Below are 26,744 nucleotides of genomic sequence, written 5' to 3'. Positions count from 1 at the left end.
TTAGAACGAAAGACTTCGTCGCCAGCAGCGCCGCCGCCCTCGTTCAGTGAGTGGGCTTATAGAACTAACCCACCGAAACAGTCAACACACCCAACCAAAGTTTTTTGACATTTTTGTAACAGGTTGATTCGGCTGGCATTTTTGCCGGTCGATATTATCCACAGGGCGCCCTTTCGGGACGGATTCCCGAAAATTCCTTTACCGGCTGGTCAAAAATCCATCGGAACGTCGTTCTCAACGATCGAAAGATAGCGAGAAAACAGGATCTTGCGCGAAATTATGGTTAACGGAGGATTAAAGCGCCTCCGACCGGCGAGCTTTAAATTTCCGTCACAAATCAGCGGCTGAGATTTCGGAACCTATCACCGAGTTGGGTGTTGTCTTTCCCATTGAAGGAAGGAGACCGACATGGCTGCCAATACCGATGATATCAGAGCATCCGTCAGCAAGGACATCGCCGCACTCCAACAGGAAGTCTCGCGCCTGCAGAAGATGATTTCCGCTCAGGGCGCTGAAGCCTATTACGAAGTGCGTGGCCGCGCCGGCAAGGTTTATGACGAAGCCCTGCCCCGGGCAAAGAACGCCGTCGCCCAGATCCGGGCCGAAGGTGTGGCTGCTGCCGACGCCGCCCGCGAGCATCCGACCGCAACGACCACTGCCCTGGTGCTTGCAGGCGCCATTGGCTTTCTTGCCGGATACCTGCTTTCCGGCAGTTCGCAGCCGCAGCCTCGCCATTGGTGGCGCTGAACACGCCATATCCACCCATAAACCAGTTTTTGCGCACCCGCCGATCCGTTTTTCGGCAGGGTGCGTAAATGCTTATGTCTTAGAAAAACCAATTTTTAATGCCAGCTATGGGAACATAAAAAACGAAGGGAGGACTACCATGGAAAACAAGAGGGCCAACTGCATTATTGAAGTCAGCGTCGACAGCGCCGATGGCCGCTATGCGGTCGGTATCATGAATATGCGCCAGGCACTCGATCTGCCGGAAATGCCTAGTCTGTCCTACACACATCCGGACCCGGTCAAGGCCGCCGCCGGCATCGTCGTCAGCCGCAAGGAACTGGCCGGTTTCATGGTCTGCCGCTGAGGCAGCACCACCCTAACAAAGCCGTGACGGCGCTTTATCCAAAGCGCTGACCCCTTGTTGCAGCGCCTTTATTCCCCTCGTTTTTTATTCACGTTGCTGGCATCCTTCTGCCGTTCATGCCAAGAAAACGGCATCGAAAGCAGGATAAGGATGGCAAATGAGGGAGCGGCGCCCCCCGCACAAGACGCGTGAACGAACAAAGCCCGGAGATACCGCCGCGGCCAAGCGGGTCACCCTTCCCCGTGCCCTTTCCAAACTCGGTTATTGCTCCCGCACGCAGGCCGAACGTCTGATTGCCGAAAATCGTGTTGCGGTTGACGGCCGTACCGTCAGCGATACCTCCGCATGGGTCGATCTTGCCACGGCAAGGATCAGCATCGACGGCCTCGTCATCGCTGCCGAAGCGAAAATCTATCTGATGCTCAACAAGCCTCGCGGTCTCGTCACCACCCGCCACGATCCCGAAGGCAGGCCGACGGTCTATGATTGTCTCAGGGATTTCGACATCCCGCATCTCTCTCCGATCGGCCGGCTCGACAAGGCGAGCGAGGGCTTGCTGCTTTTCACCAACGACACCGAATTCGCCCAGATCCTGCTTGATCCGGTCACCCATGTAACAAAAACCTATCATGTCCAGATCGACCGCATCATGGACGACGAGGACATAGCCGCCATGACAGCAGGCATCCGCCACGACGGCGAAGTGCTGACGGCGACCGCCGCGCGGCGCCTGCGCCAGGGCGACAGGAATTCGTGGATCGAGGTCGAGCTCGACGAGGGCCGCAACCGCCAGATCCGCCGCATGCTGGAGGCGCTCGGCACCGAATGCCTGCGTCTCGTGCGCGTTGCAATCGGCGGACTCGAACTCGGCGAACTGCCGAAAGGCACCGTGCGTGCGCTGACCGAACCCGAATTGCAGGCACTGCGCCGGAAAACCGGCATGGAGAGGACGAGACGCAATTGACTGCTGTGACGGAGATGGCGCCGCACGACTTCTGGCAGGAACTTCACCCGCCCGGCACCTTTGCCGGCGATGGGGAGTTCACCTCCTTTTACGTCGCCACGCTCGAAGACGGCCGCCAGCTTCGCCTGCCGATCCGTGAGCTGGCGGATGGCGACCGGGCCCTCGCCTCGCTGATCGTCAACCAGGCGAGCTTCGCCGTGCTCGATGCGCTCGCCGAAAGCCTCGCCGAGAAGATCAGGCCCATGCGCATCGATGTCGTCGCCGGCCTGCCGACGCTCGGCCTGACGCTGGCCGCCGCCGTGGCGCAGAAGCTCGGCCATAGCCGCTACGTTCCGCTCGGCACCTCGCGCAAATTCTGGTATCGCGACGAGCTCTCCGTCGCCCTGTCTTCCATCACCACGCCGACACAGCAGAAACGTCTCTATATCGATCCGCGCATGCTGCCGCTGCTTCAGGGACGACGCGTCGCACTCATCGATGACGTCATTTCCAGCGGCGCCTCGATCGTCGCGGGTCTTCATCTGCTGACAGGCTGCGGCATCGAACCCGTCGTCATCGGTGCGGCCATGCTGCAATCGGAGCGCTGGCGCGAAAGTCTCGCAGCCGCCGGGCCGCAATGGAGCGCGCGCACCGTCGGCGTCTTCGCAACCCCCATTCTGGAGCGGAACGCCACGGGCCGGTGGCACGCACCACCAGCCTGACGCGAGATATGAGGATTGTTCAATCTTTGCCTGAAGGCGCCTCTGTACAGCGCATGAGGAACGATTACAGTCTCGCCTGATCGATGAAACAACGGATCTGCCCATGTCGTTCGAGCAAGCATCCCTGCTGATCCTTCTGCTGGCGATGCTCATTCTCTTCTCGCTCGATCGCATCCGCATCGAGGTGGTCTCGATCGCCGGCTTGCTTAGCGGCCATGCGCTCGGCCTTTATCCCGCCGAGCAGATCTTCACGGGCTTCGCCAGTCCCGTCGTCATCACCGTCGTCGAGATCCTGCTGATCGTCCAGGTGTTGGCGCGCGCCAGGCTCTTCGACAGTCTCGCCGCCCGTTTCGCGGCCGCAAGACCCAGGGACTTCACCGTCATCGCTGGCACTTCCGCGCTTGCCGGCTTCATGTCCATCTTCATGAACAATATCGGCGCCTTTGCGATCACCTTGCCGGTAACGCTACGTCTCGGCACGGTCCTGACGATCCCCCGCCGCCAGCTCGTCATGCCGGTCTCGTTCGCGGCCCTGCTCGGTGGCCTCGTTTCGCTGATCGGCACGCCGGCCAACCTGCTCGTCAGCGATGCGCTCGCCAAGGCGACCGGAACCGGCTTTCACTTCTTCGATTTCGCTTATGTCGGCCTGCCGGTCGCCATCGCCGGCATTCTGCTCATCGCCTTTCGCGTGCAGCGCCTGTTTCCGGAACCCGACGAAACACCGTCAACGACCTCTCCGGCTACGCGCCGCATCGTCGTCGAGCGCCGCATCCCCGACGTTTCGCCGCTGATCGGCGTGCGGCTTTCCGATTGCCCGGTGCGTTTCGGCATCAAACCGCACGCGCTGATCCGCGACGACAATTTCGTCTTCGGTCCACTCGACCAGTTGGTGATCGAACCCGGCGACGTGCTGCTTGCCGAAGGCGCCGATACGGTCTTTGCCGGCCTTGCTGCCACACAGGCGTTGATCGCCGACGCCCACTCCCATGGTCTGCAGCCGGATTTCAGCCGTCTCGAAGCCGTCGTCATGCCGGAAAGCACGTTGGTCGGTTCGCGCGTCCGCTCGCTCGAAGTCTTCCACCGTCGCGGCATCGCGGTCACCGCCCTTTCCATGCGCGCGCCACGCATCGAGGGCCGCTTCCTCGACCTGCAATTGTCGATCGGCGATATATTGACGCTGGAGGGGCCGCGCATTGCAATCGGCGAAGCGTTGGAGGAAAGCGAGTGCCTGCCGCTCGCCTCGACAGCACCGAGCGAACCGGCGCCGCTCCTATCCTGGCGGCCCTTCGCGCTCTTTGCCTGCGGCGTCGCCGCCTCGGCGGCCGGCCTGCGTCCCGACATCGCTTTTGCCGGCGTCGTGCTCGTGCTCGCTCTGCTCAATCACCTCAACATCCGTCAGGCGATGGCCGATCTCAACTGGCCGATCATCATCATGCTGGCGGCGATGATCCCGATCGGCCAGGCGGTGGCAAGCACCGGAGCGGCCGAAACCATTGCCGGCTGGCTCAGCCTCGTCGTGCCGATCACCCATCCGCTCTTTGGCATCGCCCTCATCCTCTTCCTCGCCATGGCATTGACGCCTTTTGTCAACAATGCGACGGTCGCAATCGTCCTGACCCCGATCGCACTGGAATTCGCAAGAGCCGGCAGGCATGCGCCGGACGCCTATCTGATCGCGGTGGCCGCCGGCGCGTCGCTCGATTTCCTGACGCCCTTCGGCCATCACAACAACACGCTGGCAATGGGCATCGGCGGCTACCGCTTCCGTGATTTCCTGCGTGCCGGCTGGCCGCTTGCCGTCACAAGTTACGGCCTCGCCCTGCTTCTTACCGGTCTGTTCTGGCTGTGACGCGATACCCGATCGGCTTGACTTCCCCAGCAATGAAACTAGAGCAGGAAGTCTTCACACAATAATTAAGGACAGTCGAGCACCGTGCGAATTCTTTCCGAAGCCCATTTCCCGGAATTGCCGAACTATTATCGCGGCAAGGTGCGCGAGAATTACGATCTTCCGGACGGACGACGCATTATTATCAGCACCGACCGGCTGAGCGCTTTCGACCGCATCCTGACCTGCATCCCCTATAAGGGCGAGGTACTGACGCAGACGGCGCGCTACTGGTTCGAGGCGACGAAGGACATCTGCCCGAACCACGTTCTCGACTATCCCGATGCGAATGTCGTCATCGGCAAGCGGCTCGACATCCTGCCGGTCGAGATCGTCGTGCGCGGTTATCTCGCCGGCACCACCGGCACCTCGATCCTGACGCTTTATAAGAAGGGCGAACGCGAGATGTACGGCATGCGTCTGCCCGACGGCATGCGCGACAACCAGATCCTGCCGGAACCTGTCATCACGCCGACCAGCAAGGAATTCGACGGCGGCCACGATGAGCCGCTGACCCCGGCCGAAATCGTCACGCGCGGCCTTCTCACGAAGGAACAATGGCAGACGCTGTCGACATATGCGCTCGCCCTCTTTGCCCGTGGCCAGGAGATGGCGGCGAAAAACGGGCTGATCCTGGTCGACACCAAATACGAGTTCGGCACCGATGGTGACGGCAACATTATCCTCGCCGACGAGATCCACACGCCGGACAGCAGTCGCTACTGGCTTGCCGAAAGCTATCCGGCAAGCTTTGCCGCCGGAAAACGCCCAGAAAGTTTCGACAAGGATTTCGTCCGCGCCTGGGTGGCGGAACGCTGCGATCCCTATAAGGACGAGATCCCGGAAATCCCCGCCGAACTGATCGAGCAGACCTCGGCCGTCTATATCAAAGCCTACGAGGCGATCACCGGCGAGCGCTTCGTTCCTGACGATAGCGGCGAGACGCCACTTGCCCGTGTCCGAAACAACCTCGCTCCCTATTTCCCTTGAAATGGCGACAGACGAAAGCCGCCGGCCCGATCATCAGCTTGCGGCATTCCTTCCAATCGCGCTAGCATTGGCAAAAAGGGGTATCGGGCTCAGCCCGGCGGGGAACAAATGGTAAGAAGGCCAAGACGCAAGGCCGAGGAAACGCGGGAAGACATTCTCTCCATGGCGGAGATGCTGTTTCGCGAGCGCGGCTTCGTTGCGGTGTCGATCGCCGATATCGCCGGCGCGCTCCACATGTCGCCCGCCAATGTCTTCAAGCATTTCCGTTCCAAGGTGGCGCTCGTCGATGCGATCGCCGGACGCCATCTCGATGATGCCGCCGAGCGCTTCGCCGCCTTCGATGAGAAGCTGCCGCCAAAGGAACAACTGCTCCGCTTCATCCTGCGCCTGCTGGAAAGCCACCTGCAGGACATCCAGAAGAACCCTTATATCTTCGAAATGGTGCTTTCGACGATCGAAGCCAAACTCGAGGCCGGCAATCGTTATCGCGCCCGCATCGAGGCGAAGCTCGGCGAGATCATCCGCGAGGGCATGGCGGAGGGAAGTTATCATTGCCGCGATCCCGAGAGCGCGGCGCGTACCGTTGCAGACGTCCTCGCCTGCGTGCTGCACCCTGTCCTGATCGCTCGCGACGACAAGGAGACCCTTGTGCACCGCGCCGAAAAAATCGTGTGTTTCGTCGATGCCGCACTGCAAAATAGCGCTTGCTAAGTGATGATTGCTGAATTACGTCACTTCGTAAAGCTTTTCTTAAATTCGGATAACGGCATTTGAAGCCAACCCAATCCTGACGCCTATATAAGCCTGCGCTCGCTCAAGCCGAGCCCGCAGGCCCGAGCTCGTGGATTGAACGGCGATTGCCACCGCACAGGAATTCAGCATGATACGGCGTGCCCTCCTCATCTCCTCGGCCCTGGCATTCGCAGCCCTTCTCGCCGCCTGCAGCGATAGTGGCTCCAAGCCCGCCGGCAATGCGGGTGCAGCCGGGGCGCAGCAGGCTGCCCCCGTCGGCGTCATCGCGCTGACGAAGGGCAGCTTCCCGATCACCACGATCCTGCCCGGCCGCGCCGAGACATTTCAGACAGCAGATATCCGGCCTCAGGTCAGCGGCCTGATCCGCGAAGTCGCCTTTAAGGACGGCGGCGAGATCAAGAAGGGCGACCTTCTCTACCAGATCGAGGATGCACCCTATATCGCCGCCGTCGAGCAGGCCAAGGCGGCGATTTCCAAGGCGCAGGCGAGCGTGCCGAGCGCTGAAAGCAATCTCGACCGCTACCAGCGCCTCGTCGGCAGCGGCGCCACCCAGATCGAATTCGAAACGGCCAAGACGACGCTGCTCCAGGCCAAGGCCGAAGTCGAGTCGGCGAAGGCCTCACTGTCCGCTGCACAGATCGACCTCGACCACACCAGGATCGTCGCCCCTTTCGACGGCATCATCGACCAGACGGCCGTTAATGTCGGCAACGTTGTCTCTGCCAACCAGACGACGGCGCTGACGACAATCCGCCAGCTCGATCCGATCTACATCTCGCTGACGGAATCGAGCACCAACCTGCTGAAGCTGCGCGATGCGATGGCCGCCGGCGACATCAAGGGCGAAGCCAATGTCGTCTTCCACCTGATCCTCGAAAACGGCAAGGAATATAACCAGCAGGGCAAGCTCGACATGTCGAAGCAGGTGGTCAGTGAGACCACAGGCACCTTCATCATTCGTGTGCTCTTTCCCAATCCCGACCGTATCGTACTGCCCGGCATGTATGTCCGCGCAACCGTCGAGCTCGGCGCCGAGGCCGGTTATGCGCTGCCGCAGCTGGCGACGAGCCGTGACGCCAACGGCCGGCTGACGGCACAGTTCGTTTCCGCCGACGGCAAGGTCGAAACCCGCGCCTTCGAGAACAGCTCGCCCTCCAACAATTCCTGGCTCGTGACCGAAGGCATCAAGGACGGCGATCAGCTGATCGTCAGCGGCCTGCAATCGATCACCTCAAGCATGCCGGTGAAGCCGGTCCCGATGAAGATCAACGACACCGGCGTGGTCGTGCCTGCCGAGCAGCCCGCGGCCGGTGACGCGCAGAAGCCCGCAGCGAAGTAATCGCCGCAGGCCCGCATCGTCACCGTCTCAGCCGCACAGGAACAACCGATGGCCAAGTTTTTCATCCGACGTCCGATTTTCGCCTGGGTCATTGCGATCACCATCATGCTCGCCGGCCTGCTGGCGATCTTCACGCTGTCAATCTCGCAATATCCCGACATCGCCCCGACGACGGTTCGCATCAACGCCACCTATCGCGGCGCCAGCGCCGAGACTGTGGAGAAATCGGTGACGACGATCATCGAGGACGGCATGACCGGCCTCGACGACCTCACCTACATGACCTCGACCTCATCGACGGGTTCGGCCAGCATCCAGCTCACCTTCGGGACGAGCGCCGACCCCGATATCGCCCAGGTGCAGGTGCAGAACAAGCTGCAGCTGGTTCAGTCGCAGCTTCCAAGCGACGTCATCGATGCCGGCATCAGCGTCACCCGCTCGACCTCGAGCATCCTTCTCGTCGGCTCGCTCGTTTCGACCGACGGTAAGCGCAACTCCGTCGACCTCGGCAATATCATGTCGACCTCGATCGAGGATCAGATTCAGCGCCTGGAAGGCGTCGGCAGCATCAATGTCTTCGGTTCAGGATACGCCATGCGCGTCTGGCTCGATCCGTTCAAGCTGCTGAAATACCAGTTGACGCCGAGCGACGTGACGTCAGCCATCCAGGCGCAGAACACCCAGGTCTCCGTCGGTTCGCTCGGTGCTCAGCCGACGATCCCCGGCCAGCAGATCAACGTCACCATCACCGCCCAAAGCCAGCTGACCACCGTCGCCGATTTCGAGCACATCATCCTGAAGGTCGAAAAGGACGGCGCGACGGTGCGTCTGAGCGACGTCTCGCGCATCGAGATCGGTCAGGAAAGCTACGGCGGCAGTTCGCGCTACAACGGCCAGCCGTCGACCGGTTTCGCCGTCAATCTTGCAATCGGCGCCAACGCCATCGATACCGCCGCCCGCGTGCGCTCCGCGCTCGAGGTTATCGGCCGCGGCCTGCCGGCAGGTGTCGAGATCACCTATCCCTACGACACCACGCCCTTCGTGGAACTGTCGATCGAGAAAGTCGTGCACACGCTGATCGAGGCGATCGTGCTCGTCTTCGTAGTGCTGCTCGTCTTCCTGCAGAATCTCCGAGCAACGCTGATCCCGACGATTGCCGTTCCCGTGGTGCTGCTCGGCACCTTCGGCGTGCTGGCGGTCACCGGCTACTCGATCAATACCTTGACGATGTTCGCCATGGTGCTGGCGATCGGCCTTCTCGTCGACGATGCCATCGTCGTCGTCGAAAACGTCGAACGCATCATGTCCGAAGAAAAGCTTTCGCCGCTCGAAGCGACGGAAAAATCGATGGGCGAGATCACCGGCGCCATCGTCGGCATCGCGCTCGTCCTCACCGCAGTCTTCATTCCGATGGCCTTCTTCGGCGGTTCGACCGGCATCATCTATCGCCAGTTCTCGATCACCATCGTCTCGGCCATGCTGCTGTCGGCGCTCGTCGCCCTCGTGCTGACGCCCGCACTTTGCGCCACGATGCTGAAGCCGGTCGGCGAACACAGGAAGCACCGCGTCGGCGACTGGTTCAACCGCAACTTCACGCGCTCGACCAACGGCTACATCAGCGCCATCGGCTATCTGCTGAAGCGGCCGATCCGCGTCATGCTGGTCTTCCTTCTGGTCGGCGCCGGCTGCGCCTATCTCTTCACCCGCCTGCCGAGCTCCTTCCTGCCGCAGGAAGACCAGGGCGTGCTGCTAACCATCGTCACCACGCCGCCGGGATCGACCACGCAGCAGACCCAGGCAGTCGTCGAAAAGGTCGAGAAATACTATCGTGAAAACGAGAAGGACGCCGTCGATTCCGTGTTCGGCGCGCTCGGCTTCGGCTTCAGCGGTTCCGGCCAGAACAGCGCCATCGTCTTCACCAAGCTCAAGGATTTCTCGCTGCGCACCGATCCGGCGCAGAGCGCCCAATCGGTCGTCAACCGGGCGCTTGGCAATTTCTTTGCGATCCGCGAGGCGCAGGTCTTCGCGCTCCTGCCGCCGGCGATCCAGGGTCTTGGCGTGTCGAGCGGCTTCTCCATGTATCTCGTCGACACCGGCGGTCATGGCAACGACGCCCTGACGGCCGCCTCCAAGCGGCTGATCCAGATGGGCAATAGCTCGGGCAAGATCGTGGCGCTGCGCAGCAGCAACAAGGAAGTCGAGCCGCAGATGCGCATCGTGCTCGATCAGGAAAAGATCGGCGCCATGGGCGTCGACATCGCCTCGGTCAATTCGATGCTGTCGATCATCTTCACCGGCCGTGACGTCAACGACTTCACGCTGAACGGCGAGATCAAACCGGTCTACGTCGAGGGCGATGCGCCCTTCCGCATGCAGCCGAGCGATCTCAACCATTGGTACGCCCGCAACAATGACGGCGAAATGGTGCCCTTCTCCGCCTTTACCCGCACGGAGTGGGTGAAGGGGGCGCCTTCGCTTGCCCGCTTCAACGCCGTCAGCGCAATTCCGCTCGACGGCGCTTCCGCACCCGGAGTTTCCTCCGGCGATGCGATGAACGAAATGGAAGCACTGACCAATGAGCTCGGCGGCGGTTATACGGTCGCCTGGCAGGGCATCTCCTATCAGGAGCGGCTGTCCGGTTCGCAGGCGCCGATGCTCTACGCGATCTCGGTGCTGGTCGTCTTCCTCTGCCTGGCAGCGCTATACGAAAGCTGGTCGATCCCCTTCTCGGTGATCATGGCGGTGCCTGTCGGCATCCTCGGGGCGCTGACGGCGGCAACCGTCTTCGGTCAGGCAAACGACGTCTATTTCAAGGTCGGCTTGCTGACCACCATCGGGCTGGCGGCGAAGAACGCCATCCTGATTGTCGAATTTGCCAAGGACCGCATGGAAAGCGGCATGGGGCTCTACGAGGCGACATTGGAAGCGGCGAGATTGCGGCTGCGGCCGATCATCATGACCTCGCTTGCCTTCATTCTCGGCGTCGTGCCGCTGGCGATCGCGACAGGCGCGGGCTCGGCGGCACAGAATGCCATCGGTATTGGCGTTCTCGGCGGCATGCTGGCGGCGACGATGCTCGGAATTTTCTTCGTGCCGTCGTTTTTCGTCGTCATCCGACGCATCTTTGCCACACGCGACAAAAATGCGGCAGGACTGTGATATAAATGCACTGTGATAATGCTGTTCCCGTTGCTACATTGCGCCCGACTGCTTCGGAAGGTGTTTTTGGTAGAACGAGGCGCGGCGGCCGATAGTGAAGCATGAAGCTTCGGACAAGAATTGACTTGCTCGAGTACAGGATGAAATGAATGGTATCTCTTCGTTTTGCCACACCGGCATTATTGTTATTGTTGTCGGGCTGCGTTGTGGGCCCAGATCATGTTCCTCCTGAGATGCCGCTGCCCGCCAAATTCGGAGAGGGTGGAACCAAGAGTGATGGCGATGTTACCACCGTGGCCTGGTGGAGCGCCTTCAACGACCGCAAGCTGGACGGCCTCGTCCAGTCCGGCCTCGACCAGAATCTGTCGGTCCAGCAGGCGATCGAACGCATCAATGCGGCTTCCGCCAACGTCACCGTCGCAGGAGCCGGCGCCCTGCCGAACCTGACCGTCGGTGCCTCGCACACGGTCAGCGGCCAGAAGGGCGAGCTGCGCACGCAGTTCGACACGCGCAACACCAGCGGCGGCGAAGCACAGCTGACCTGGCTGCTCGATATTTTCGGCCTCTACAAGCGCAACACCGAGAGCGCTCTCGCTTCGCTCGATTCTGCTTACGCATCCGCCGACGTTGCCAAGCTGACCCTCGTGCAGGATCTCGTCTCGAGCTACATCGACGTTCGCTATTACCAGCAGCGCCTGGCGCTTTCGAAGGCCAACCTGAAGTCCCGTCAGGAAACCTACGAGCTGACCAAGTTCCAGCTGGAAGCCGGCGCCGCCTCGCGTCTCGACGTCGTTCAGGCCGAAGGCCTGGTGCAGTCGACGCTCGCCGAAATTCCCGGCCTCGAAACCAACATCCGCATTTCGGCCCATCATATCGCCACGCTGCTCGGCTTGCCGGCCGCAACCCTTGTCGATGATCTGCTGAAGGGCTTCGGTCAGCCGGTATTCCGCGGCGGCATCACCTCCGGCATTCCGGCGGACCTGATCCGCAACCGTCCCGACATCCGTGTGGCGGAACGCGACCTCGCTGCCGCAACGGCACTGATCGGCGTCGCCCAGGCGCAACTCTATCCGAGCATCTCGCTCAGCGGCTCGATCTCGCCGGCTTACATCAACCAGCGTGGCATCCATGGCGGCCTGACGCCCTGGTCCTTCGGCCCCACCCTCAACCTGCCGATCTTCGATGGCGGTACCCTGCGCGCCGGCGTCAAGACGGCGCAGTCCAATGCCGCAGCGGCCTATCTCAACTGGAAGTCGACGGTACTGACCGCGATCGAACAGGTCGAGAATGCACTTTCCGCTGTCCGGCGCGACGCCCGCACGGTTTCGGCGCTTCAAGCCCAGGTGAAGACCACGCAGGAAACGCTCGAACTTTCGACCGCATCCTACAAGGACGGTGCCTCTTCGCTGCTCGACGTTCTCGACGCGCAGCGCCAGGTTTCGCTCGCCCAGGCAAGCCTTGCCGCATCCGTCCAGCAGATGGCCAGGGACTATGTCTCGCTGAACATCGCGATCGGCGGCGGTTTCGCCCCCGGCGGCAAGACCACCGCACCGGCGGCGAAGGTTGTGGCTGTCAAGGGCTGACAGCTTCTTCAATTGATCTGAAAGTACAAAGCCTCGCGATCGTTTCGCGGGGCTTTTTCTTATCCGCCGCGTGCCGTAGCCGAACAATTGCGGATAAGATGAATTCGGATTCGACAGGCGGGAAAAGCTGGGCTATCACTCTGATTAAACGATTAATCAGAGTGATCGTCAATCATGGCAGCATCGCGCCCGGGACCGAACCTCAGCAGGATAGCGACATCGCTCGGCGTCTCCGTCGCCACGGTCTCCAATGCGCTTTCCGGCAAGGGCCGGGTTTCCGGCCAACTGGTCGAAAAAATCCGCGAGCATGCAGCCGAGCTCGGTTACGTCCCGAGCCAGGCCGGGCGGGCGCTACGGACCGGCCGCAGCGGCGTTCTCGGTCTGGTGCTGCCCGATATCGCCAATCCGCTGTTCCCGAAGATCGCGCAGGCGATCGAATTCGCTGCCTCCGCCGCAGGTTACGGCGTGCTGATCGCCGATTCCCGCGGTGATGTCGCCGCCCAGACCGAGGCGATCAACCGGCTGGTCGAGCGAGGCGTCGACGGCATGGTCGTCATTCCCCGCCGCGCCACCCGCATTTCGTCGGCCGCCTGTCCGGTCGCCGTCATCGACACTCCCTCGACGCCCGGCAACACCGTTGCCGCCGACCATTGGCAGGGCGGCCATGAAATCGCCGGCCATCTCGCAGGCCTCGGCCATCGCCACATCCTCATCATCGGCAACAATCAGGAATCCAACGTCCAGAACGACCGGGCCGGCGGCATCCGCTCCGGCATGCGCCGCGGCATGCATTCGGAAACGCTGTGGATCGACAGGCTGGAGCAGGAGAACGGCAGCGGCTGCCCGCTCGGCCTCGCCGAAAAAGTCAGGCAGGGTTTCACCGCCTTCGCAGCCCTCTCCGACCTGCAGGCGCTGCGGGCGCTGACGGAGTTGCAGCAGGCGGGCATCAACATTCCCACTGACGTCAGCGTCACCGGCTTCGATGACCTCATCTGGTCATCTGTTGTCACGCCGTCGCTGACGACGGTCCGGATGGACATGGATAGGATTGCCGAGATTGCCGTGTCGGCGCTGGTGGATACCATAAGAACAAGCAGCATCCGCGAGGGCGTACTCGTTACCGCGGAGATCGAACGCGTCGCCATGCAGTTGATCGTCCGCCAATCATCCGGGCCTGCGAACCCGGCACCAAAAACCTCAGAGATGGAGAACATGTAAGATGAAAAAAGCTCCTATTGCCTCGGCAGCCCTCGCCGCCCTTTCCCCGCTCACCGCAGCCGCAGCAGAACGGACGCTGACGATTTCCGTCTATGCCTTTGCGCAAGACGATTTCAAGACGCTGGTCTATGATCCCTTCGAAGCCAAATGCGGCTGCAAGCTCGTGGTCGAAACCGGAAATAGCGTCGAGCGTCTGGCCAAGATGGAGGCGAACAAGGCCAACCCGGTCGTCGATCTCGCCGCCGTTTCCATGGCCGATGCGCTGGCCGCGTCTCGCGCCGGCCTGATCGACAGGATCGATACCGCGAAGCTCGCCGATTTCGCCAAGCTCTATGACGTCGCCAAGGATCCGAACGGCGACGGCATGAGCGTCGGTTACACCTTCTACGCCACGTCGATTGCCTATCGCTCCGACAAGATGAAGATCGACTCCTGGGCCGATCTCCTGAAGCCGGAATATGTCGGCCACGTCGCCTTTCCGAACGTGACCACCAACCAAGGCCCGCCGGCGCTCTATATGCTCGGCCTGGCGCTCGGCAAGGACACGCCAGATCTGAAGGGACCGATCGAAGCGCTGGGCGAGAAGAAGGACGAGATTGTTACCTTCTACGAAAAGTCCTCGCAGCTGGTGCAGTTGATGCAGCAGGAGGAGATCTGGGCAGCGCCGATCGGCCGTTTCTCATGGGCCGGCTTCACCAAACTCGACGTCCCGGTCGCCTGGGCGACGCCGAAGGAGGGTCAGACCGGCGGCATGAACGTGCTGGTGCTGACCAAGGGCTCGAAGAACCAGGATCTCGCTTTGCAGTTCATGGACTTCTGGCTCTCGACCGACATCCAGACCAAGCTCGCCGAAAAGCTGATCGACAGCCCGGCAAACAGCGAGGTCAAGCTTTCCGAAGCCGCCGCCAACAACCTCACCTATGGCGAGGAAACGGCCAAGAGCCTCAAGCTGATCCCATCAGCCGTCGCCCTCGACAATCGCGCCGGCTGGCTGAAGACGTGGAACGAGAAGGTCGGCCAGTAAGGCCCGCGTGAAAAATGGCCCCGGCGCCTCTGCCGGGGCCTCCCTCTTGTCCGCTCGAAAGGCGCCCCATGTTCCAGAACCGCGCAGAAGCCCTGGCGCTTGCCTTGCCGGCAGCCATCTTTGCAACCGTGGTCTTTCTGTTGCCCGTTGCGATCCTCCTGTCGGAGGGCTTCCGCGCCGGCAGCAGCTGGAGCCTGTCGGCCTATGCCGATTTCTTTTCCGGGACGTTGAACCGCACCGTTTTCCTGCGCACCTTCCGGCTCGGCCTCGAAGTCACCGCCGTTTCCGCGGTCATCGGTTATGCCGCAGCCTTTGCCATCGTCAACCTGCCGGCGAACGGCAAGGGCCGGATGATCGGCCTCGTGACCCTGCCGCTGATGATCTCTCCGGTGGCGCGCACCTATGCCTGGATCGTCATTCTCGGCCGCACCGGCATCGTCAACCAGGCGATAACGGGCCTCGGTCTCAGCGCCGAGCCGCTGCGGCTGCTGTTCACCGAGACCGCCGTCTTCATCGGCCTCCTGCAGCTCTTCCTGCCGCTGATGATCCTATCGCTGATCAGCGCGCTCGAAAACATGCCGAAGGATGCAATCCCGGCTGCCCGCGTGCTCGGCGCCAACTGGTTCCAGGTCTTCTGGAAAGTCATCCTGCCGCTCACCAGGGAAGGCCTCGTCGTCGGCGGCACGCTGGTCTTCACCGGATCGCTGACCGCCTATATCACCCCCGCCGTGCTCGGCGGCTCCAAGGTGCTGATGCTGGAGACGCTGATGTACCAGCAGGTTTCCGTCGCCAATGATTTCGTCTCGGCAAGCGTCATCGCCTTCATCCTGATCATCATGAGCTTTGCCGCCAATATCCTGCTGAAACGCCTTGCGACGGCGAGGAACCGCCGATGACGCTGCGCCTGTTTTCGCCCATCGTGCTTTTCCTGTTGCTGGTCTTCCTGATCGGCCCGTTCCTGATCATCATCGCCGCTTCGCTATCATCAGGCGATACGCTGGCCTTCCCGCCACAGGGCCTGTCGCTGCGTTGGGTGATGAAGGTCTTCACCATCGAGAGCTTCCGCGACAGCTTCGCCATGTCGATGTTCCTCGCCGTCTTCGGAACGCTCGCAGCCCTTCTCCTCGGCATCCCGGCCGCCTACGCCCTCTCCCGCTACAAGCTGCCCGCGGCCGAGATCGTCCGCACCATCGTCTCGCTGCCGATCATCGTCCCCGGCATCATCGTCGGCCTGGCGCTGCTGCGTTATCTTGTCGTGCCCTTCGGCTTCAACATCACGCTCGCGCTCTTCTTTGCCCATACGGCTCTCGTGCTGCCCTATGCCGTGCGCGTCGTCTCCGCGAGCCTCGACAATCTGCGCTCGGACATCGAGGAGGCCGCCGTCCTGCTCGGTTCCTCCCGGCTCGGCGCCTTCTTCCGCGTGGTGATGCCGAATATCCGCGGCGGCATCCTTGCCGCCTTCATCCTCGGCTTCGTCACCAGCTTCAATCAGGTGCCCGTCTCGCTCTTCCTGTCCGGCCCCGGCGTCCGCACGCTGCCGATCGACATGCTGGGTTACATGGAAACCACCTACGATCCGTCCATTGCCGCGCTCTCCGCCCTTCTCGCCTTTCTCTCGATCGGCATCGTCTTCCTCGCCGAACGCTTCCTGGGATTCTCGCGTTATGTCTGATGCCTATCTTCAACTCGACAAGCTGACACTTGCCTATGGCGACACGGTCGCGGTGCGGGACCTCGACCTCGCGATCGGCAAAGGCGAGCTGGTGGCGCTTCTCGGCCCCTCCGGCTGCGGCAAGACGACAACGATGCGTGCCATCGCCGGCCTGCTGACGCCCGCCGCTGGCCGCATCCGCCTCGATGGCGTCGATATCACCCGCGTCTCGGCCAACAAACGCGCCGTTGGCCTCGTCTTCCAGTCCTATGCCCTTTTCCCGCATCTGACAGTCTATGAGAACGTCGCCTTCGGCCTGCGTCTCAAGGGCATTTCAGGCCAGGATCTCGATGCCCGAGTCGGCGCCGGCTTGAAATCGGTCGGGCTCTCGGCTTTTTCCGGCCGCAAGCCCGCCGAACTCTCCGGCGGCCAGCAGCAGCGCGTGGCGCTCGCCCGTTCGATGGTGATGGAGCCGAAGGTGCTGTTGCTCGACGAACCGCTCTCCAATCTCGATGCCCGCCTTCGCCTTGAAATGCGCGCCGAATTGCAGCGTGTGCAGAAGGAGACCGGCGTCACCATGATCTTCGTCACCCACGACCAGGTGGAGGCCTTGGCGCTCGCCGACCGCATCGTCGTGATGCTGAACGGCGGCATCGAACAGATCGGCACGCCGGAGGAGATCTACAACAATCCGGCCTCAGCCTTCGTCGCCGATTTCGTCGGCTTCGAGAATGTCTTTGCGCTGAAGGATGGAAAGCTTGCGACACCGAATGGACCGGTCGGACTTTCCGGCCCGGCGCCGGAAGCCGCAGCCGGCCTCGCCTGGCGTCCGCGCATGGTGAAGCTTGGCTCCGGTGCTTTCCAGGGCACCGTGCGCGGCACGTCTTTCGCCGGCAACACCCGCGAATACCTGCTCGACACTCCGCTCGGCCCGATCAAGGCCGAGATCGATGCAGGCCTGCCACCGCACGAGATCGGCAGCCCGCTTACTTTCGATCTGCCGGTTGCCGGCGCGGCAAACCTCAAACGGTTCGGGTGAAATTATGGGCGTCTGGATCGACACGGACATGGGCTTCGACGACATCGCCGCCATTCTGGTGGTGGGACAGTCGGAATTCGAGATCGACGGTGTATCGCTGGTCTTCGGCAATACGCCGCTGCCGCAGGTGAGGATAAACGCCGCCGGCGCCGCCAGCGCCTTCGGCTGGACGTTCCCCATCCACACCGGCCGCGCCATGCCCGTGCTCGGCAAGCTGGAAACCGCTCAGGCTATCCTCGGCGAAACCGGCATTCCCACCATCGGGAGGAACCTACCGCAGGCGGGTGACCTTGCCGAAAGCGATGCCTTCGCAGCACTCTGCCGCTGGCTGGAGCACAAAGGCCAGCACCGCATCCTGGCGCTTGGCCCGCTCACCAACATCGCCGCCGTGGCGCTTGCCCGGCCCGATCTTGCTGCCCGCATCAGCGAACTCGTCTGGATGGGCGGCGGCGTCACCAGCGGCAACCATACGGCCTCCGCCGAGTTCAACGCGCTCGCCGATCCCGAGGCCCTCTCGATCGTCATCGCCCATGGCCTGCCGCTGCGCATGGTCGATCTCGACCTCTGCCGCAAGGTGCTGGCCAGGCCCGAAGACGCCGAGCCGGTGCGCAATGCCGGCGGCGCCAATGCCGAACTCATCGCCGATATGTTTTCGGGTTATATCCGCATCGGCACCAGCCGTGGCCGCCCGGCCATGGCAATTTACGATCCTTCCGCCGCCGTCGCCTTCGTCGCTCCGGATATTGTCAGCTTCCGCCCCGCCCGTATCGACGTCGAGCTGCAGGGCGCCTTGACCCGCGGCCGCACCGTCGTCGAGACCCGCGCCACGCATGCGAGTTTCAATGCGCAATTCGCCGCCGACATCGATGCCGACATGGCGCGTGTCATCATTCTCGCTGCCCTGGTCAACGAGGCCCGCAAATGAACGTCACCGCTCGCCAAGAACCCGCCGATCTCAACGATCCCGCCTTGCGGGCCCGCGCCGTCACCGCTGCGCGCGGCGATGCCCCCTTCGACATGCTGATCACCGGCGGCCGGCTGCTCGATGCGGTGACGGGCCTGACCCGGCAAGCCGATATCGGCCTCGTCGGCGCGCTGATATCAAGCGTCCATGCCCCGGCAAGCCGCACGGATGCCATCGAGATCATCGATGCGGCGGGCAGTATCCTGACGCCCGGCCTGATCGACACGCACATGCATATCGAAAGTTCGATGGTGACACCGGCCGAATATGCGAGCGCCGTCTTGCCACGCGGCGTCACCACGATCGTGTGGGATCCGCATGAATTCGGCAATGTCCACGGGCTCGACGGCGTGCGCTGGGCGATCGAGGCGGCGCGCAGCCTGCCGCTGCGTATGATCCTTCTCGCGCCCTCCTGCGTGCCCTCCGCGCCGGGCCTGGAACTTGCCGGCGCCGATTTCGATGCTGCGGTCGTCGCCGAGATGCTGCACTCCTCCGCCATCGGCGGCGTCGCCGAAGTGATGAACATGCGCGGCGTCATCGACAGCGATCCGCGCATGACTGCTATCGTCAATGCCGGCCTCGCCGCCGGCAAGCTCGTCTGCGGCCATGCCCGCGGCCTCGAAGGCGCCGATCTCAACGCCTTCATGGCGTCGGGCATCACCTCCGACCACGAACTTACCTCCGGCGCCGATCTCCTCGCCAAGCTTTCCGCCGGCCTGACGATCGAGCTGCGCGGCTCTCACGACCATCTGCTGCAGGAGTTCGTCGAGGTACTGAACGGTCTCGGCCACCTGCCCCCGACCATCACGCTCTGCACCGACGACGTCTTTCCTGACGAACTGCAGGAAGGTGGCGGCCTCGACGACGTCATCAGGCGCCTGGTGCGCTACGGCATGAAGCCGGAATGGGCCATCCGTGCCGCGACCTTCAACGCCGCACAACGTCTGAAGCGCTCCGATCTCGGCCTCGTCGCCGCCGGCCGCCGCGCCGACATCGTGCTCTTCGAAGACCTCGCGGAGTTCCGGGCGCGGCTCGTCATATCAGGCGGCCGCATCGTTGCCCGCAACGGCGGCATGCAGGTTGCCGTCCAGCAGATCGATACGGCGCCGCTTGTCAATTCGGTGAAGCTGCCGCCGCTGACCGAGAATGATTTTCGCATTCCGGCGAAGGGCGCGCGCGTCCGCGTCGCCACCATCGACCGCCCGCGCTTCACGCAATGGGGCGAGGCCGAAACCGAGGTCAGGGATGGTTTCGTCGTGCCGCCGGCCGGCAGCGCCATGATTTCGGTCGCCCATCGCCACGGCAAGACCGACGGCATCCCGCGCATCGGTTTCCTCACCGGCTGGGGTGAATGGCGCGGCGCTTTCTGTACCACCGTTTCGCATGACAGCCACAACCTCACCGTCTTCGGCGGCAATGCCGGCGACATGGCGCTCGCCGCCAACGCCGTCATATCAGCCGGCGGCGGCATGGCGGTCGCCAAGGACGGCAGGATCGAGGCGATGCTGCCGCTGCCGCTCTCAGGCCTAGTGACCGATGCCTCGCTGAAGGACACGGCCCTGGCCTTCGCCGGCATCCGCAAGGCGATGGAAAAGATCGTCACGTGGAAGCCGCCCTATCTGGTCTTCAAGGCCTGCTTCGGCGCCACGCTCGCCTGCAATGTCGGCCCGCATCAGACCGATCAGGGGATTGCCGATGTGGTAACGGGCAAGGTGCTGGAAAACCCCGTGCTGAAGGTCTTGTAAAGGCCGAGGGCGCGCAAGTTCCGTCATGAGGGGTGCCGTGTGCCCCTCAAACGCCTAACCGATCGAACCATGCGCCGTTACGGCAAATCCCGGTATGCGTTGTTCGATGAGGTTGACCGCAGCCAGCCCGTCGGGGCCTGCTGTCATCTTTTTCGGCCTCCGGTTCGGATCATTGTTGCAATTCATTCTTAATTGCACAATAGTCGAAACAAGGGTCGTCAAGCATTTTTTGCAAATCATTCCGAAGCGCAACTTGTTCGACTCTCCGCGGCTTTTGCAATTCGGTCGCAATAGCAGCAAGAGGAGAAATATATGCTCTATGGGGAAAGACGGTCGGTTTTGGCCGGAATGATAGGGGTGGCATTCGCAGCCGTGCTGGTTGCCTTTCCCGCCGCTGCCCAACAGACAACCAATTCGAAGTTCAAGGTGGTGACGACCTTCACGGTGATTGCCGACATGGCAAAAAACGTGGCCGGTGATGCCGCGATCGTGGAATCGATCACCAAGCCGGGCGCAGAGATCCACAACTATGCGCCGACGCCGGGTGACATACAGCGAGCACAAGGTGCACAGCTCATTCTCTGGAACGGCCTCAATCTGGAGCGCTGGTTCGAAAAGTTCTTCCAGAACCTGCACGACGTCCCCGGTGCCGTCGTCTCCGATGGCATCGAACCGATGGGCATCTCGGAAGGCCCTTACGAAGGCAAGCCCAATCCCCACGCCTGGATGTCGCCGAAGAACGCCCTGATCTACGTCGACAATATCCGGGATGCTTTCGCAAAGTATGATCCGGCGAATGCGGAGACCTACAAGGCTAACGCCGAGGCCTACAAGCAGAAGATCGAAGCGACGATCACTCCGATCCGTGCCACCCTCGAAAAAATTCCCGAGGACAAGCGCTGGCTGGTTTCAAGCGAGGGCGCCTTTTCCTATCTCGCACGCGATTTCGGGCTGAAGGAACTCTATCTCTGGCCAATCAACGCCGACCAGCAGGGCACGCCCCAGCAGGTCCGCAAGGTGATCGATGCGGTCGAGGAACACCAGATTCCAACCGTCTTCAGCGAAAGCACTGTTTCCGATAAACCGGCCCGGCAGGTGGCGCGCGAAACCGGTGCGCATTATGGCGGCGTGCTTTATGTCGACTCGCTGAGCGAAGCCGACGGCCCGGTGCCAACCTATATCGATCTTCTGCGCGTAACCTCCGATACGGTCGCGAAGGGTCTTGCCGATGGGTTGTCGCAATGACCGTGCTGGTTGGCAATCTTGTCCGTCCTGCATCCTCGGATGCGGGATCGGGGATCACGGTAAAGGATGCGACCGTCACTTACCGCAACGGACATACGGCCCTGAGGGACGCGAGTTTCCAGATCCCCACGGGCACGATCGCCGCGCTGGTCGGTGTCAACGGTTCCGGCAAGTCCACGCTCTTCAAGTCGATCATGGGTTTCGTGCGTCTCGCCAGGGGCCACATTCGCGTACTTGGCATGCCGGTCGAAGAGGCGCTGCGCAAGAACCTCGTCGCCTATGTGCCGCAATCGGAAGAAGTCGACTGGAACTTCCCGGTGCTGGTCGAGGATGTCGTGATGATGGGACGCTACGGCCACATGGGCATGATGCGCATCCCGAAGGCCGCAGACCACGAGGCAGTGGCCTCCGCGCTCGCCCGCGTCGCCATGAGCGAGTTCCGCAAGCGCCAGATCGGCGAGCTCTCCGGCGGTCAGCGGAAGCGGGTCTTTTTGGCGCGAGCCCTGGCACAGGACGGCCGGGTCATTCTGCTCGATGAACCCTTTACCGGCGTCGACGTAAAGACCGAGGACCAGATCACCAAGCTCCTGCGCGAACTGCGGGATGAAGGCCGCGTCATGCTGGTCTCCACCCACAATCTCGGCTCCGTGCCGGAATTCTGCGACCGGACCATCCTGATCAAGGGCACGGTGCTCGCCTACGGCCCGACCGTCGAGACTTTTACGCAGGAAAATCTGGAAAAGACCTTTGGCGGCGTGCTGCGTCATTTCGTGTTCAGCGAAGCGCAGAACGGCAGGCCAACGTCGATCGGCGTCATAACCGATGATGAGCGCCCGCTGATCCTGCAGGGTGGAAAAGCGACCGCCCGAAGGTCCGATAGTGGCAATGGGGGTCGGGAATGATAGCCGACCTCCTGCAGCCCTTCACCTATGAATACATGCTCAATGCCATGTGGGTGTCCGCCCTTGTCGGCGGCGTCTGCGCTTTCCTCTCCTGTTATCTGATGCTGAAAGGCTGGTCGCTGATCGGCGACGCGCTCTCGCACGCGATCGTTCCCGGCGTCGCCGGCGCCTATATGCTCGGACTTCCCTTTTCGATCGGAGCCTTCTTTTCCGGAGGGCTCGCTGCCGCAGCGATGCTTTTCCTCAACCAACGCACCAAACTGAAGGAAGATGCCATCATCGGCCTGATCTTCTCCTCTTTCTTCGGGCTGGGCCTGTTCATGGTTTCGCTCCAGCCTATGGCGGTCAACATCCAGACGATCGTGCTCGGCAACATTCTCGCCATCACGCCCGAGGATACGCTGCAACTCGCCATCATCGGCTTCGTGTCGCTCGCTGTCCTGCTCGTCAAATGGAAGGACCTGATGGTCACTTTCTTCGACGAGAGCCATGCCCGATCGATCGGTCTCAATCCGACCGCTCTCAAGGTCATTTTCTTCACGTTGCTGTCTGCCTCCACCGTCGCGGCGTTGCAGACAGTCGGTGCATTCCTCGTCATCTGCATGGTGGTGACGCCCGGCGCGACCGCCTATCTGCTGACCGACCGCTTCCCGCGGCTGCTTGTGATCGCGGTCATCATCGGATCGATGACCAGTTTCGTCGGCGCTTATGCGAGTTACTTCCTCGATGGCGCGACAGGCGGCATCATTGTCGTACTGCAGACGGCAATCTTCCTGATCGCGTTCTTCTTCGCACCCAAACACGGCATGCTGGCGGCACGCAGACGCGCCGCGCAGGCGCTGGAGGTAGCGCCATGAACATGGTCGAGACGCTTCTTTCGCCTTTCCAGTTCGGCTTCATGGTCAATGCGCTGGTGATCTCGGTGCTGGTCGCAATCCCGATGGCGCTGTTGTCCTGCTTCCTGGTTCTAAAAGGCTGGTCTCTGATGGGAGACGCCATCAGCCACGCCGTCTTCCCCGGCGTGGTTATCGCCTATATCGTCGGCATACCCTTCGCGATCGGCGCCTTCGTGGCCGGCATGTTTTGCGCTATCGCCACCGGTTTCCTGAAAGATAACAGCCGTATCAAACAGGATACGGTGATGGGCATCGTTTTCTCCGGCATGTTCGGGCTCGGCCTGGTCCTTTATGTCAAGATCCAGTCCGACGTGCACCTCGACCACATCCTGTTCGGCGACATGCTCGGTGTCTCCTGGCGCGACATCGGGCAGTCGGCCGTCATCGCTGCGATCACAGCTGTCATTCTTGGTGTGAAATGGAAGGACTTCCTGCTGCACGCCTTCGACCCCGCCCAGGCGAGAGCGGTGGGCCTCAGGATCAACCTGCTGCATTACGGCCTTCTCGCCCTCATCTCGCTGACGATCGTCGGCGCCTTGCAGGCGGTAGGCATCATCCTTTCGATCGCCATGCTGATTGCGCCGGGAGCCATCGCCTTCCTGCTCACCCGCAAGTTCAGCACGATGCTGCTCCTCTCCGTCGCCATTGCCGTGATCGGCTCTTTTGTCGGCGTCTACCTGTCCTTCTTCATCGACAGCGCGCCGGCGCCGACCATCGTGCTTGTGCTGGCGATCGGCTTCGTGTTCGCCTTCATCCATGCCACGCGCGGAACGGCCCGGGTTGAGGAATCGCCGATGGACTGATGGACATCGACGAATGTAACAATTTGAACTGCTGCCTAATTCCTACAATCGATTCCGGTTTGGGCAATTAGGCAGCAGATAATCAAACCTTCAATTCTCGCTCGACCAGCGCCACCCAATAGGCCGCCCCATATCCCAGCGCTTCATCGTTGAAATCATAGGCCGTGTTGTGATGCAGAGCCCCATCCACTGCCGGGCCGTTGCCGAGCCAGACATAGCAACCCGGCGCATTCTGGGCGAAGAAGGCGAAATCGTCGCCTGCCGTCGACGGCGGAAAGCTTGTCTGCACCTTCCCGCCGAAGACCGAGCCGGCGGCCGTGAGCGCCCGCGCGGTCGCATCCGCGTCATTGATGACGGGCGGAATCCGCCGCTCGAATGCATAGTCCACAGCAATGCCGTACATAGCCGCAGTGCCATGCGCCAATCGTCCGATCTCGGTCTCCAACTGGTCGCGCACATCGGGCGAATAGGCCCGCGCCGTCCCACCGATCTCGACGATATCTGGAATGACGTTCAGCGCCTTCGAGTCGCCCGCCTGCAGGAAACAAGCGCTGACGACGGCCGGTTGCAGCGGATCGATCACCCGTCCGACGATCGTCTGCAGCGATGACAGGAAGGTCCCGGCCGCCGTGATCGGATCGCGGCCGAGATGCGGCTTGGCGCCGTGCGTGCCGGTCCCACGGAAGGTGATGCGCCAGCTGTCGGAGGAGGCAAGCTGCGGCCCCTCGACCACGGCAATCTCATCGACCGCAAGCCCAGGCATGTTATGCAGCCCATAAACCGCGTCGCAGGGGAAAAGCTTGAACAGGCCCTCCTCGACCATGCGCTTTGCTCCGCCTCGCCCTTCCTCGGCCGGCTGGAAGATGAAATGCACCGTGCCGGAAAAATCCTGCGTTGCCGCAAGATGCCGCGCGGCGCCAAGCAGCATCGCCGTATGGCCGTCATGGCCGCAGGCATGCATCTTTCCGGGCACGGTCGATTTATAGGGCCGCTCCGCCATTTCAGGCATGGCGAGCGCATCCATGTCGGCGCGCAGCCCGATCCTTCGTGTGCCGTTGCCGAACTGCAGCGTGCCGACCACGCCGGTGCCGCCGAGACCGCGATGCACCGCGATGCCGGCTTCCTCGAGAAGCCTCGCGACGATGCCGGCGGTACGCTCCTCCTCGAAACCGAGTTCGGGATGGGCGTGCAGGTCACGGCGCAGGGCGGTCAGAAACGGCAGATCGTCTTTGATCCGGGCGGGAATGCTCATCGCGCAATGCTCCTGGGGCCTGGATATTCTGTCAAACGAGACGGGCGCCCAACCGGCGCCCGCGTCAGATTACCTCTTGTTCATCAACCAGGCAGTAAGTTCAACCCCCGAACAGGATGATTTTAGGCCGGCCTAAAGTCTGAATCCTATTCTACATTATATAGTTAGAGCATGATCTCGTCCGAAAACCGCTCACACTTTTCGGCATCATGCTCTAGCCCTCCTCGACGAACACCTCCTCGCGCTTCTTCTTGACGCTCGGCAGGAAGACGACAATGAGGACGGCGACTGCAATGGCCAGAAGAATGGCGCTGATCGGCCGCGTAACGAAGGTGGTCGGATCGCCGCGCGACAGGATCATGGCGCGCCGGAGGTTTTCTTCGAGCAATGGTCCGAGCACGAAGCCGAGCAGAAGCGGCGCCGGCTCGCAGCGAAGCTTCGCCAGCACGTAGCCGATGAGCCCGAAGAAGGCGACGGCATAGAGATCGTAGACGTTGGCGTTGACGCTGTAGACCCCGATCGAGCAGAAGGCCATGATGATGGGGAAGAGCACGTAGTAAGGCACGGTCAGGAGCTTCACCCAGAGCCCGATCAGCGGCAGGTTGAGGATGACCAGCATCAGGTTGCCGATCCACATCGAGGCGATGATGCCCCAGAACAGCGCCGGCTGCTCGGTGGCGACGTTCGGACCGGGCACGATGCCCTGGATGATCATCGCCCCGACCATCAGCGCCATGACGGGATTGGCCGGAATGCCGAGCGTCAGCAGCGGAATGAACGAGGTCTGCGCGCCGGCATTGTTTGCCGATTCCGGTCCCGCAACGCCGGCGACCGCGCCTTTGCCGAATTCCTCCGGCGTCTTCGACATCCGCTTTTCCACCGTATAGGAGGCGAACGCCGCGAGAATGGCGCCACCACCTGGCAGGATGCCGAGCGCCGAACCGATTGCCGTACCGCGAATGACCGGCGCGATCATCTCCTTGAATTCCTGGCGGGACGGCAAAAGGCCGGTGACCTTGGCCATCAGCACCGTGCGTGTCGACTCGCCCTCGAGGTTGCGCAGGATTTCCGCCACCCCGAACACGCCGACGGCAAGCGCCACGAAGTTCAGCCCGTCCGCATATTCACGGATGCCGAGCGTGAAGCGTGGCGTGCCGGTGTAGATGTCGGTGCCGACGAGGCCGAGCAGCAGCCCAAGCGCCACCATGGCCAGCGCCTTGACGATCGAGCCATGCGCGAGCGCGATCGAGGAGACGAGGCCGACGATCATCAGCGAGAAATATTCCGCCGAGCCGAACTGCAGCGCGATTGCGGTCAGCGGCGGTGCGAAGATCGCGACGAGAAAGGTCGAGACCGTGCCGGCAAAAAACGAGCCGAGCGCCGCGATCGCAAGCGCTGCGCCGGCCCGGCCCTTGCGGGCCATCTGGTAGCCGTCGATCGCGGTCACGGCCGAGGAGGATTCGCCCGGCATGTTGATCAGGATCGCCGTCGTCGAGCCGCCGTACTGCGCGCCGTAATAGATGCCGGCGAGCATG

General features: G+C 62.2%; 23 protein-coding genes. 21 read left to right on the top strand and 2 right to left on the bottom strand.

All coding sequences use genetic code 11. The features are described 5' to 3' along the window. Positions 1-408 precede the first annotated feature (408 nt). From HX898_RS32940 to HX898_RS32840, 21 genes are all read left to right on the top strand, one after another. Positions 409-747, top strand: coding sequence for a hypothetical protein (locus HX898_RS32940; protein WP_017961927.1), 339 nt, complete (start codon positions 409-411; stop codon positions 745-747). Positions 748-886: 139 nt separating this feature from the next. Then, a complete protein-coding gene (locus HX898_RS32935; RefSeq protein WP_012758797.1) occupies positions 887-1,093 on the top strand; it encodes a hypothetical protein in 207 nt (68 codons plus the stop codon). 157 nt (positions 1,094-1,250) lie between these two features. Next, positions 1,251-2,057, top strand: coding sequence for a pseudouridine synthase (locus tag HX898_RS32930; RefSeq protein ID WP_138335034.1), 807 nt, complete (start codon positions 1,251-1,253; stop codon positions 2,055-2,057). A 14-nt stretch (positions 2,058-2,071) separates the two neighbouring features. Then, on the top strand, positions 2,072-2,758 hold the full coding sequence (locus tag HX898_RS32925; protein WP_180196805.1) for a phosphoribosyltransferase: 687 nt from the start codon (positions 2,072-2,074) through the stop codon (positions 2,756-2,758). Between the two features lie 103 nt (positions 2,759-2,861). Then, positions 2,862-4,607 carry an SLC13 family permease gene (locus HX898_RS32920; protein WP_180196804.1) on the top strand — a complete coding sequence of 582 codons (1,746 nt, stop codon included), beginning with the start codon at positions 2,862-2,864 and terminating at the stop codon, positions 4,605-4,607. Positions 4,608-4,691: 84 nt separating this feature from the next. Next, complete coding sequence (locus tag HX898_RS32915; protein WP_180196803.1) at positions 4,692-5,636, top strand: phosphoribosylaminoimidazolesuccinocarboxamide synthase; 945 nt, start codon at positions 4,692-4,694, stop codon at positions 5,634-5,636. Positions 5,637-5,744: 108 nt separating this feature from the next. Further along, positions 5,745-6,347, top strand: a complete 603-nt coding sequence (locus HX898_RS32910) for a TetR family transcriptional regulator (RefSeq protein ID WP_011653308.1) — start codon at positions 5,745-5,747, stop codon at positions 6,345-6,347. Positions 6,348-6,516: 169 nt separating this feature from the next. Then, complete coding sequence (locus tag HX898_RS32905) at positions 6,517-7,728, top strand: efflux RND transporter periplasmic adaptor subunit (protein ID WP_180196802.1); 1,212 nt, start codon at positions 6,517-6,519, stop codon at positions 7,726-7,728. A 48-nt stretch (positions 7,729-7,776) separates the two neighbouring features. After that, a complete protein-coding gene (locus HX898_RS32900; RefSeq protein ID WP_180196801.1) occupies positions 7,777-10,887 on the top strand; it encodes an efflux RND transporter permease subunit in 3,111 nt (1,036 codons plus the stop codon). 149 nt (positions 10,888-11,036) lie between these two features. Next, a complete protein-coding gene (locus HX898_RS32895) occupies positions 11,037-12,470 on the top strand; it encodes an efflux transporter outer membrane subunit (protein WP_180196800.1) in 1,434 nt (477 codons plus the stop codon). Positions 12,471-12,644: 174 nt separating this feature from the next. Then, a complete protein-coding gene (locus tag HX898_RS32890; protein WP_180196799.1) occupies positions 12,645-13,688 on the top strand; it encodes a LacI family DNA-binding transcriptional regulator in 1,044 nt (347 codons plus the stop codon). 1 nt (position 13,689) lies between these two features. Beyond that, positions 13,690-14,712 carry an ABC transporter substrate-binding protein gene (locus tag HX898_RS32885; RefSeq protein ID WP_180196798.1) on the top strand — a complete coding sequence of 341 codons (1,023 nt, stop codon included), beginning with the start codon at positions 13,690-13,692 and terminating at the stop codon, positions 14,710-14,712. A 68-nt stretch (positions 14,713-14,780) separates the two neighbouring features. After that, positions 14,781-15,608, top strand: a complete 828-nt coding sequence (locus HX898_RS32880) for an ABC transporter permease (protein WP_180196797.1) — start codon at positions 14,781-14,783, stop codon at positions 15,606-15,608. Beyond that, the gene (locus tag HX898_RS32875; RefSeq protein WP_164070435.1) at positions 15,605-16,384 is read left to right on the top strand and encodes an ABC transporter permease; all 780 of its coding nucleotides are present in this window, start codon (positions 15,605-15,607) and stop codon (positions 16,382-16,384) included. Before HX898_RS32880 ends, HX898_RS32875 begins: the two co-directional genes overlap by 4 nt. Continuing rightward, positions 16,377-17,402 (top strand): ABC transporter ATP-binding protein, encoded by a 1,026-nt coding sequence (locus tag HX898_RS32870; RefSeq protein WP_180196796.1) that lies wholly within the window; start codon positions 16,377-16,379, stop codon positions 17,400-17,402. Before HX898_RS32875 ends, HX898_RS32870 begins: the two co-directional genes overlap by 8 nt. 4 nt (positions 17,403-17,406) lie before the next feature. After that, complete coding sequence (locus HX898_RS32865; protein ID WP_180196795.1) at positions 17,407-18,327, top strand: nucleoside hydrolase; 921 nt, start codon at positions 17,407-17,409, stop codon at positions 18,325-18,327. After that, complete coding sequence (locus HX898_RS32860; protein ID WP_138335023.1) at positions 18,324-20,111, top strand: adenine deaminase; 1,788 nt, start codon at positions 18,324-18,326, stop codon at positions 20,109-20,111. Before HX898_RS32865 ends, HX898_RS32860 begins: the two co-directional genes overlap by 4 nt. A gap of 312 nt (positions 20,112-20,423) precedes the next feature. Next, positions 20,424-21,356 carry a metal ABC transporter substrate-binding protein gene (locus HX898_RS32855; protein ID WP_138335022.1) on the top strand — a complete coding sequence of 311 codons (933 nt, stop codon included), beginning with the start codon at positions 20,424-20,426 and terminating at the stop codon, positions 21,354-21,356. Next, entirely contained in the window at positions 21,353-22,258 is a 906-nt protein-coding gene (locus HX898_RS32850; protein ID WP_171600595.1) for a manganese/iron ABC transporter ATP-binding protein, read from the top strand. The genes HX898_RS32855 and HX898_RS32850 overlap by 4 nt, the downstream gene beginning before the upstream one ends. Then, positions 22,255-23,115, top strand: coding sequence for an iron/manganese ABC transporter permease subunit SitC (gene sitC / locus HX898_RS32845; RefSeq protein WP_173862974.1), 861 nt, complete (start codon positions 22,255-22,257; stop codon positions 23,113-23,115). The genes HX898_RS32850 and sitC overlap by 4 nt, the downstream gene beginning before the upstream one ends. Next, entirely contained in the window at positions 23,112-23,957 is an 846-nt protein-coding gene (locus tag HX898_RS32840; protein WP_029872008.1) for a metal ABC transporter permease, read from the top strand. The genes sitC and HX898_RS32840 overlap by 4 nt, the downstream gene beginning before the upstream one ends. Positions 23,958-24,039: 82 nt before the next feature. Here HX898_RS32840 and HX898_RS32835 read toward each other — a convergent pair whose 3' ends face one another. Together HX898_RS32835 and HX898_RS32830 are read right to left on the bottom strand one after the other, a co-directional pair. Continuing rightward, positions 24,040-25,209 carry a M20 aminoacylase family protein gene (locus HX898_RS32835; protein WP_138335020.1) on the bottom strand — a complete coding sequence of 390 codons (1,170 nt, stop codon included), beginning with the start codon at positions 25,207-25,209 and terminating at the stop codon, positions 24,040-24,042. A gap of 214 nt (positions 25,210-25,423) precedes the next feature. Beyond that, the coding region (locus HX898_RS32830) for a tripartite tricarboxylate transporter permease (protein ID WP_180196794.1) at positions 25,424-26,744 on the bottom strand (1,321 nt) is incomplete at its 5' end.

Source organism: Rhizobium sp. WYCCWR 11128, from assembly GCF_013416305.1.
Lineage (GTDB): Bacteria > Pseudomonadota > Alphaproteobacteria > Rhizobiales > Rhizobiaceae > Rhizobium > Rhizobium indicum.
This window is presented reverse-complemented; position numbering and strand designations above follow the sequence as displayed.

Bases quoted from the DNA above. Each gene is read 5' to 3' on its own strand.
- HX898_RS32905 (WP_180196802.1), top strand. From the start codon at position 6,517: ATGATACGGCGTGCCCTCCTCATCTCCTCGGCCCTGGCATTCGCAGCC.
- HX898_RS32925 (WP_180196805.1), top strand. From the start codon at position 2,072: ATGGCGCCGCACGACTTCTGGCAGGAACTTCACCCGCCCGGCACCTTT.
- HX898_RS32835 (WP_138335020.1), bottom strand. From the start codon at position 25,209: ATGAGCATTCCCGCCCGGATCAAAGACGATCTGCCGTTTCTGACCGCC.
- HX898_RS32860 (WP_138335023.1), top strand. From the start codon at position 18,324: ATGAACGTCACCGCTCGCCAAGAACCCGCCGATCTCAACGATCCCGCC.
- HX898_RS32930 (WP_138335034.1), top strand. From the start codon at position 1,251: ATGAGGGAGCGGCGCCCCCCGCACAAGACGCGTGAACGAACAAAGCCC.
- HX898_RS32920 (WP_180196804.1), top strand. From the start codon at position 2,862: ATGTCGTTCGAGCAAGCATCCCTGCTGATCCTTCTGCTGGCGATGCTC.
- HX898_RS32890 (WP_180196799.1), top strand. From the start codon at position 12,645: ATGGCAGCATCGCGCCCGGGACCGAACCTCAGCAGGATAGCGACATCG.
- sitC (WP_173862974.1), top strand. From the start codon at position 22,255: ATGATAGCCGACCTCCTGCAGCCCTTCACCTATGAATACATGCTCAAT.
- HX898_RS32855 (WP_138335022.1), top strand. From the start codon at position 20,424: ATGCTCTATGGGGAAAGACGGTCGGTTTTGGCCGGAATGATAGGGGTG.
- HX898_RS32900 (WP_180196801.1), top strand. From the start codon at position 7,777: ATGGCCAAGTTTTTCATCCGACGTCCGATTTTCGCCTGGGTCATTGCG.
- HX898_RS32870 (WP_180196796.1), top strand. From the start codon at position 16,377: ATGTCTGATGCCTATCTTCAACTCGACAAGCTGACACTTGCCTATGGC.
- HX898_RS32865 (WP_180196795.1), top strand. From the start codon at position 17,407: ATGGGCGTCTGGATCGACACGGACATGGGCTTCGACGACATCGCCGCC.
- HX898_RS32910 (WP_011653308.1), top strand. From the start codon at position 5,745: ATGGTAAGAAGGCCAAGACGCAAGGCCGAGGAAACGCGGGAAGACATT.
- HX898_RS32940 (WP_017961927.1), top strand. From the start codon at position 409: ATGGCTGCCAATACCGATGATATCAGAGCATCCGTCAGCAAGGACATC.
- HX898_RS32880 (WP_180196797.1), top strand. From the start codon at position 14,781: ATGTTCCAGAACCGCGCAGAAGCCCTGGCGCTTGCCTTGCCGGCAGCC.
- HX898_RS32935 (WP_012758797.1), top strand. From the start codon at position 887: ATGGAAAACAAGAGGGCCAACTGCATTATTGAAGTCAGCGTCGACAGC.
- HX898_RS32850 (WP_171600595.1), top strand. From the start codon at position 21,353: ATGACCGTGCTGGTTGGCAATCTTGTCCGTCCTGCATCCTCGGATGCG.
- HX898_RS32885 (WP_180196798.1), top strand. From the start codon at position 13,690: ATGAAAAAAGCTCCTATTGCCTCGGCAGCCCTCGCCGCCCTTTCCCCG.
- HX898_RS32895 (WP_180196800.1), top strand. From the start codon at position 11,037: ATGGTATCTCTTCGTTTTGCCACACCGGCATTATTGTTATTGTTGTCG.
- HX898_RS32875 (WP_164070435.1), top strand. From the start codon at position 15,605: ATGACGCTGCGCCTGTTTTCGCCCATCGTGCTTTTCCTGTTGCTGGTC.
- HX898_RS32840 (WP_029872008.1), top strand. From the start codon at position 23,112: ATGAACATGGTCGAGACGCTTCTTTCGCCTTTCCAGTTCGGCTTCATG.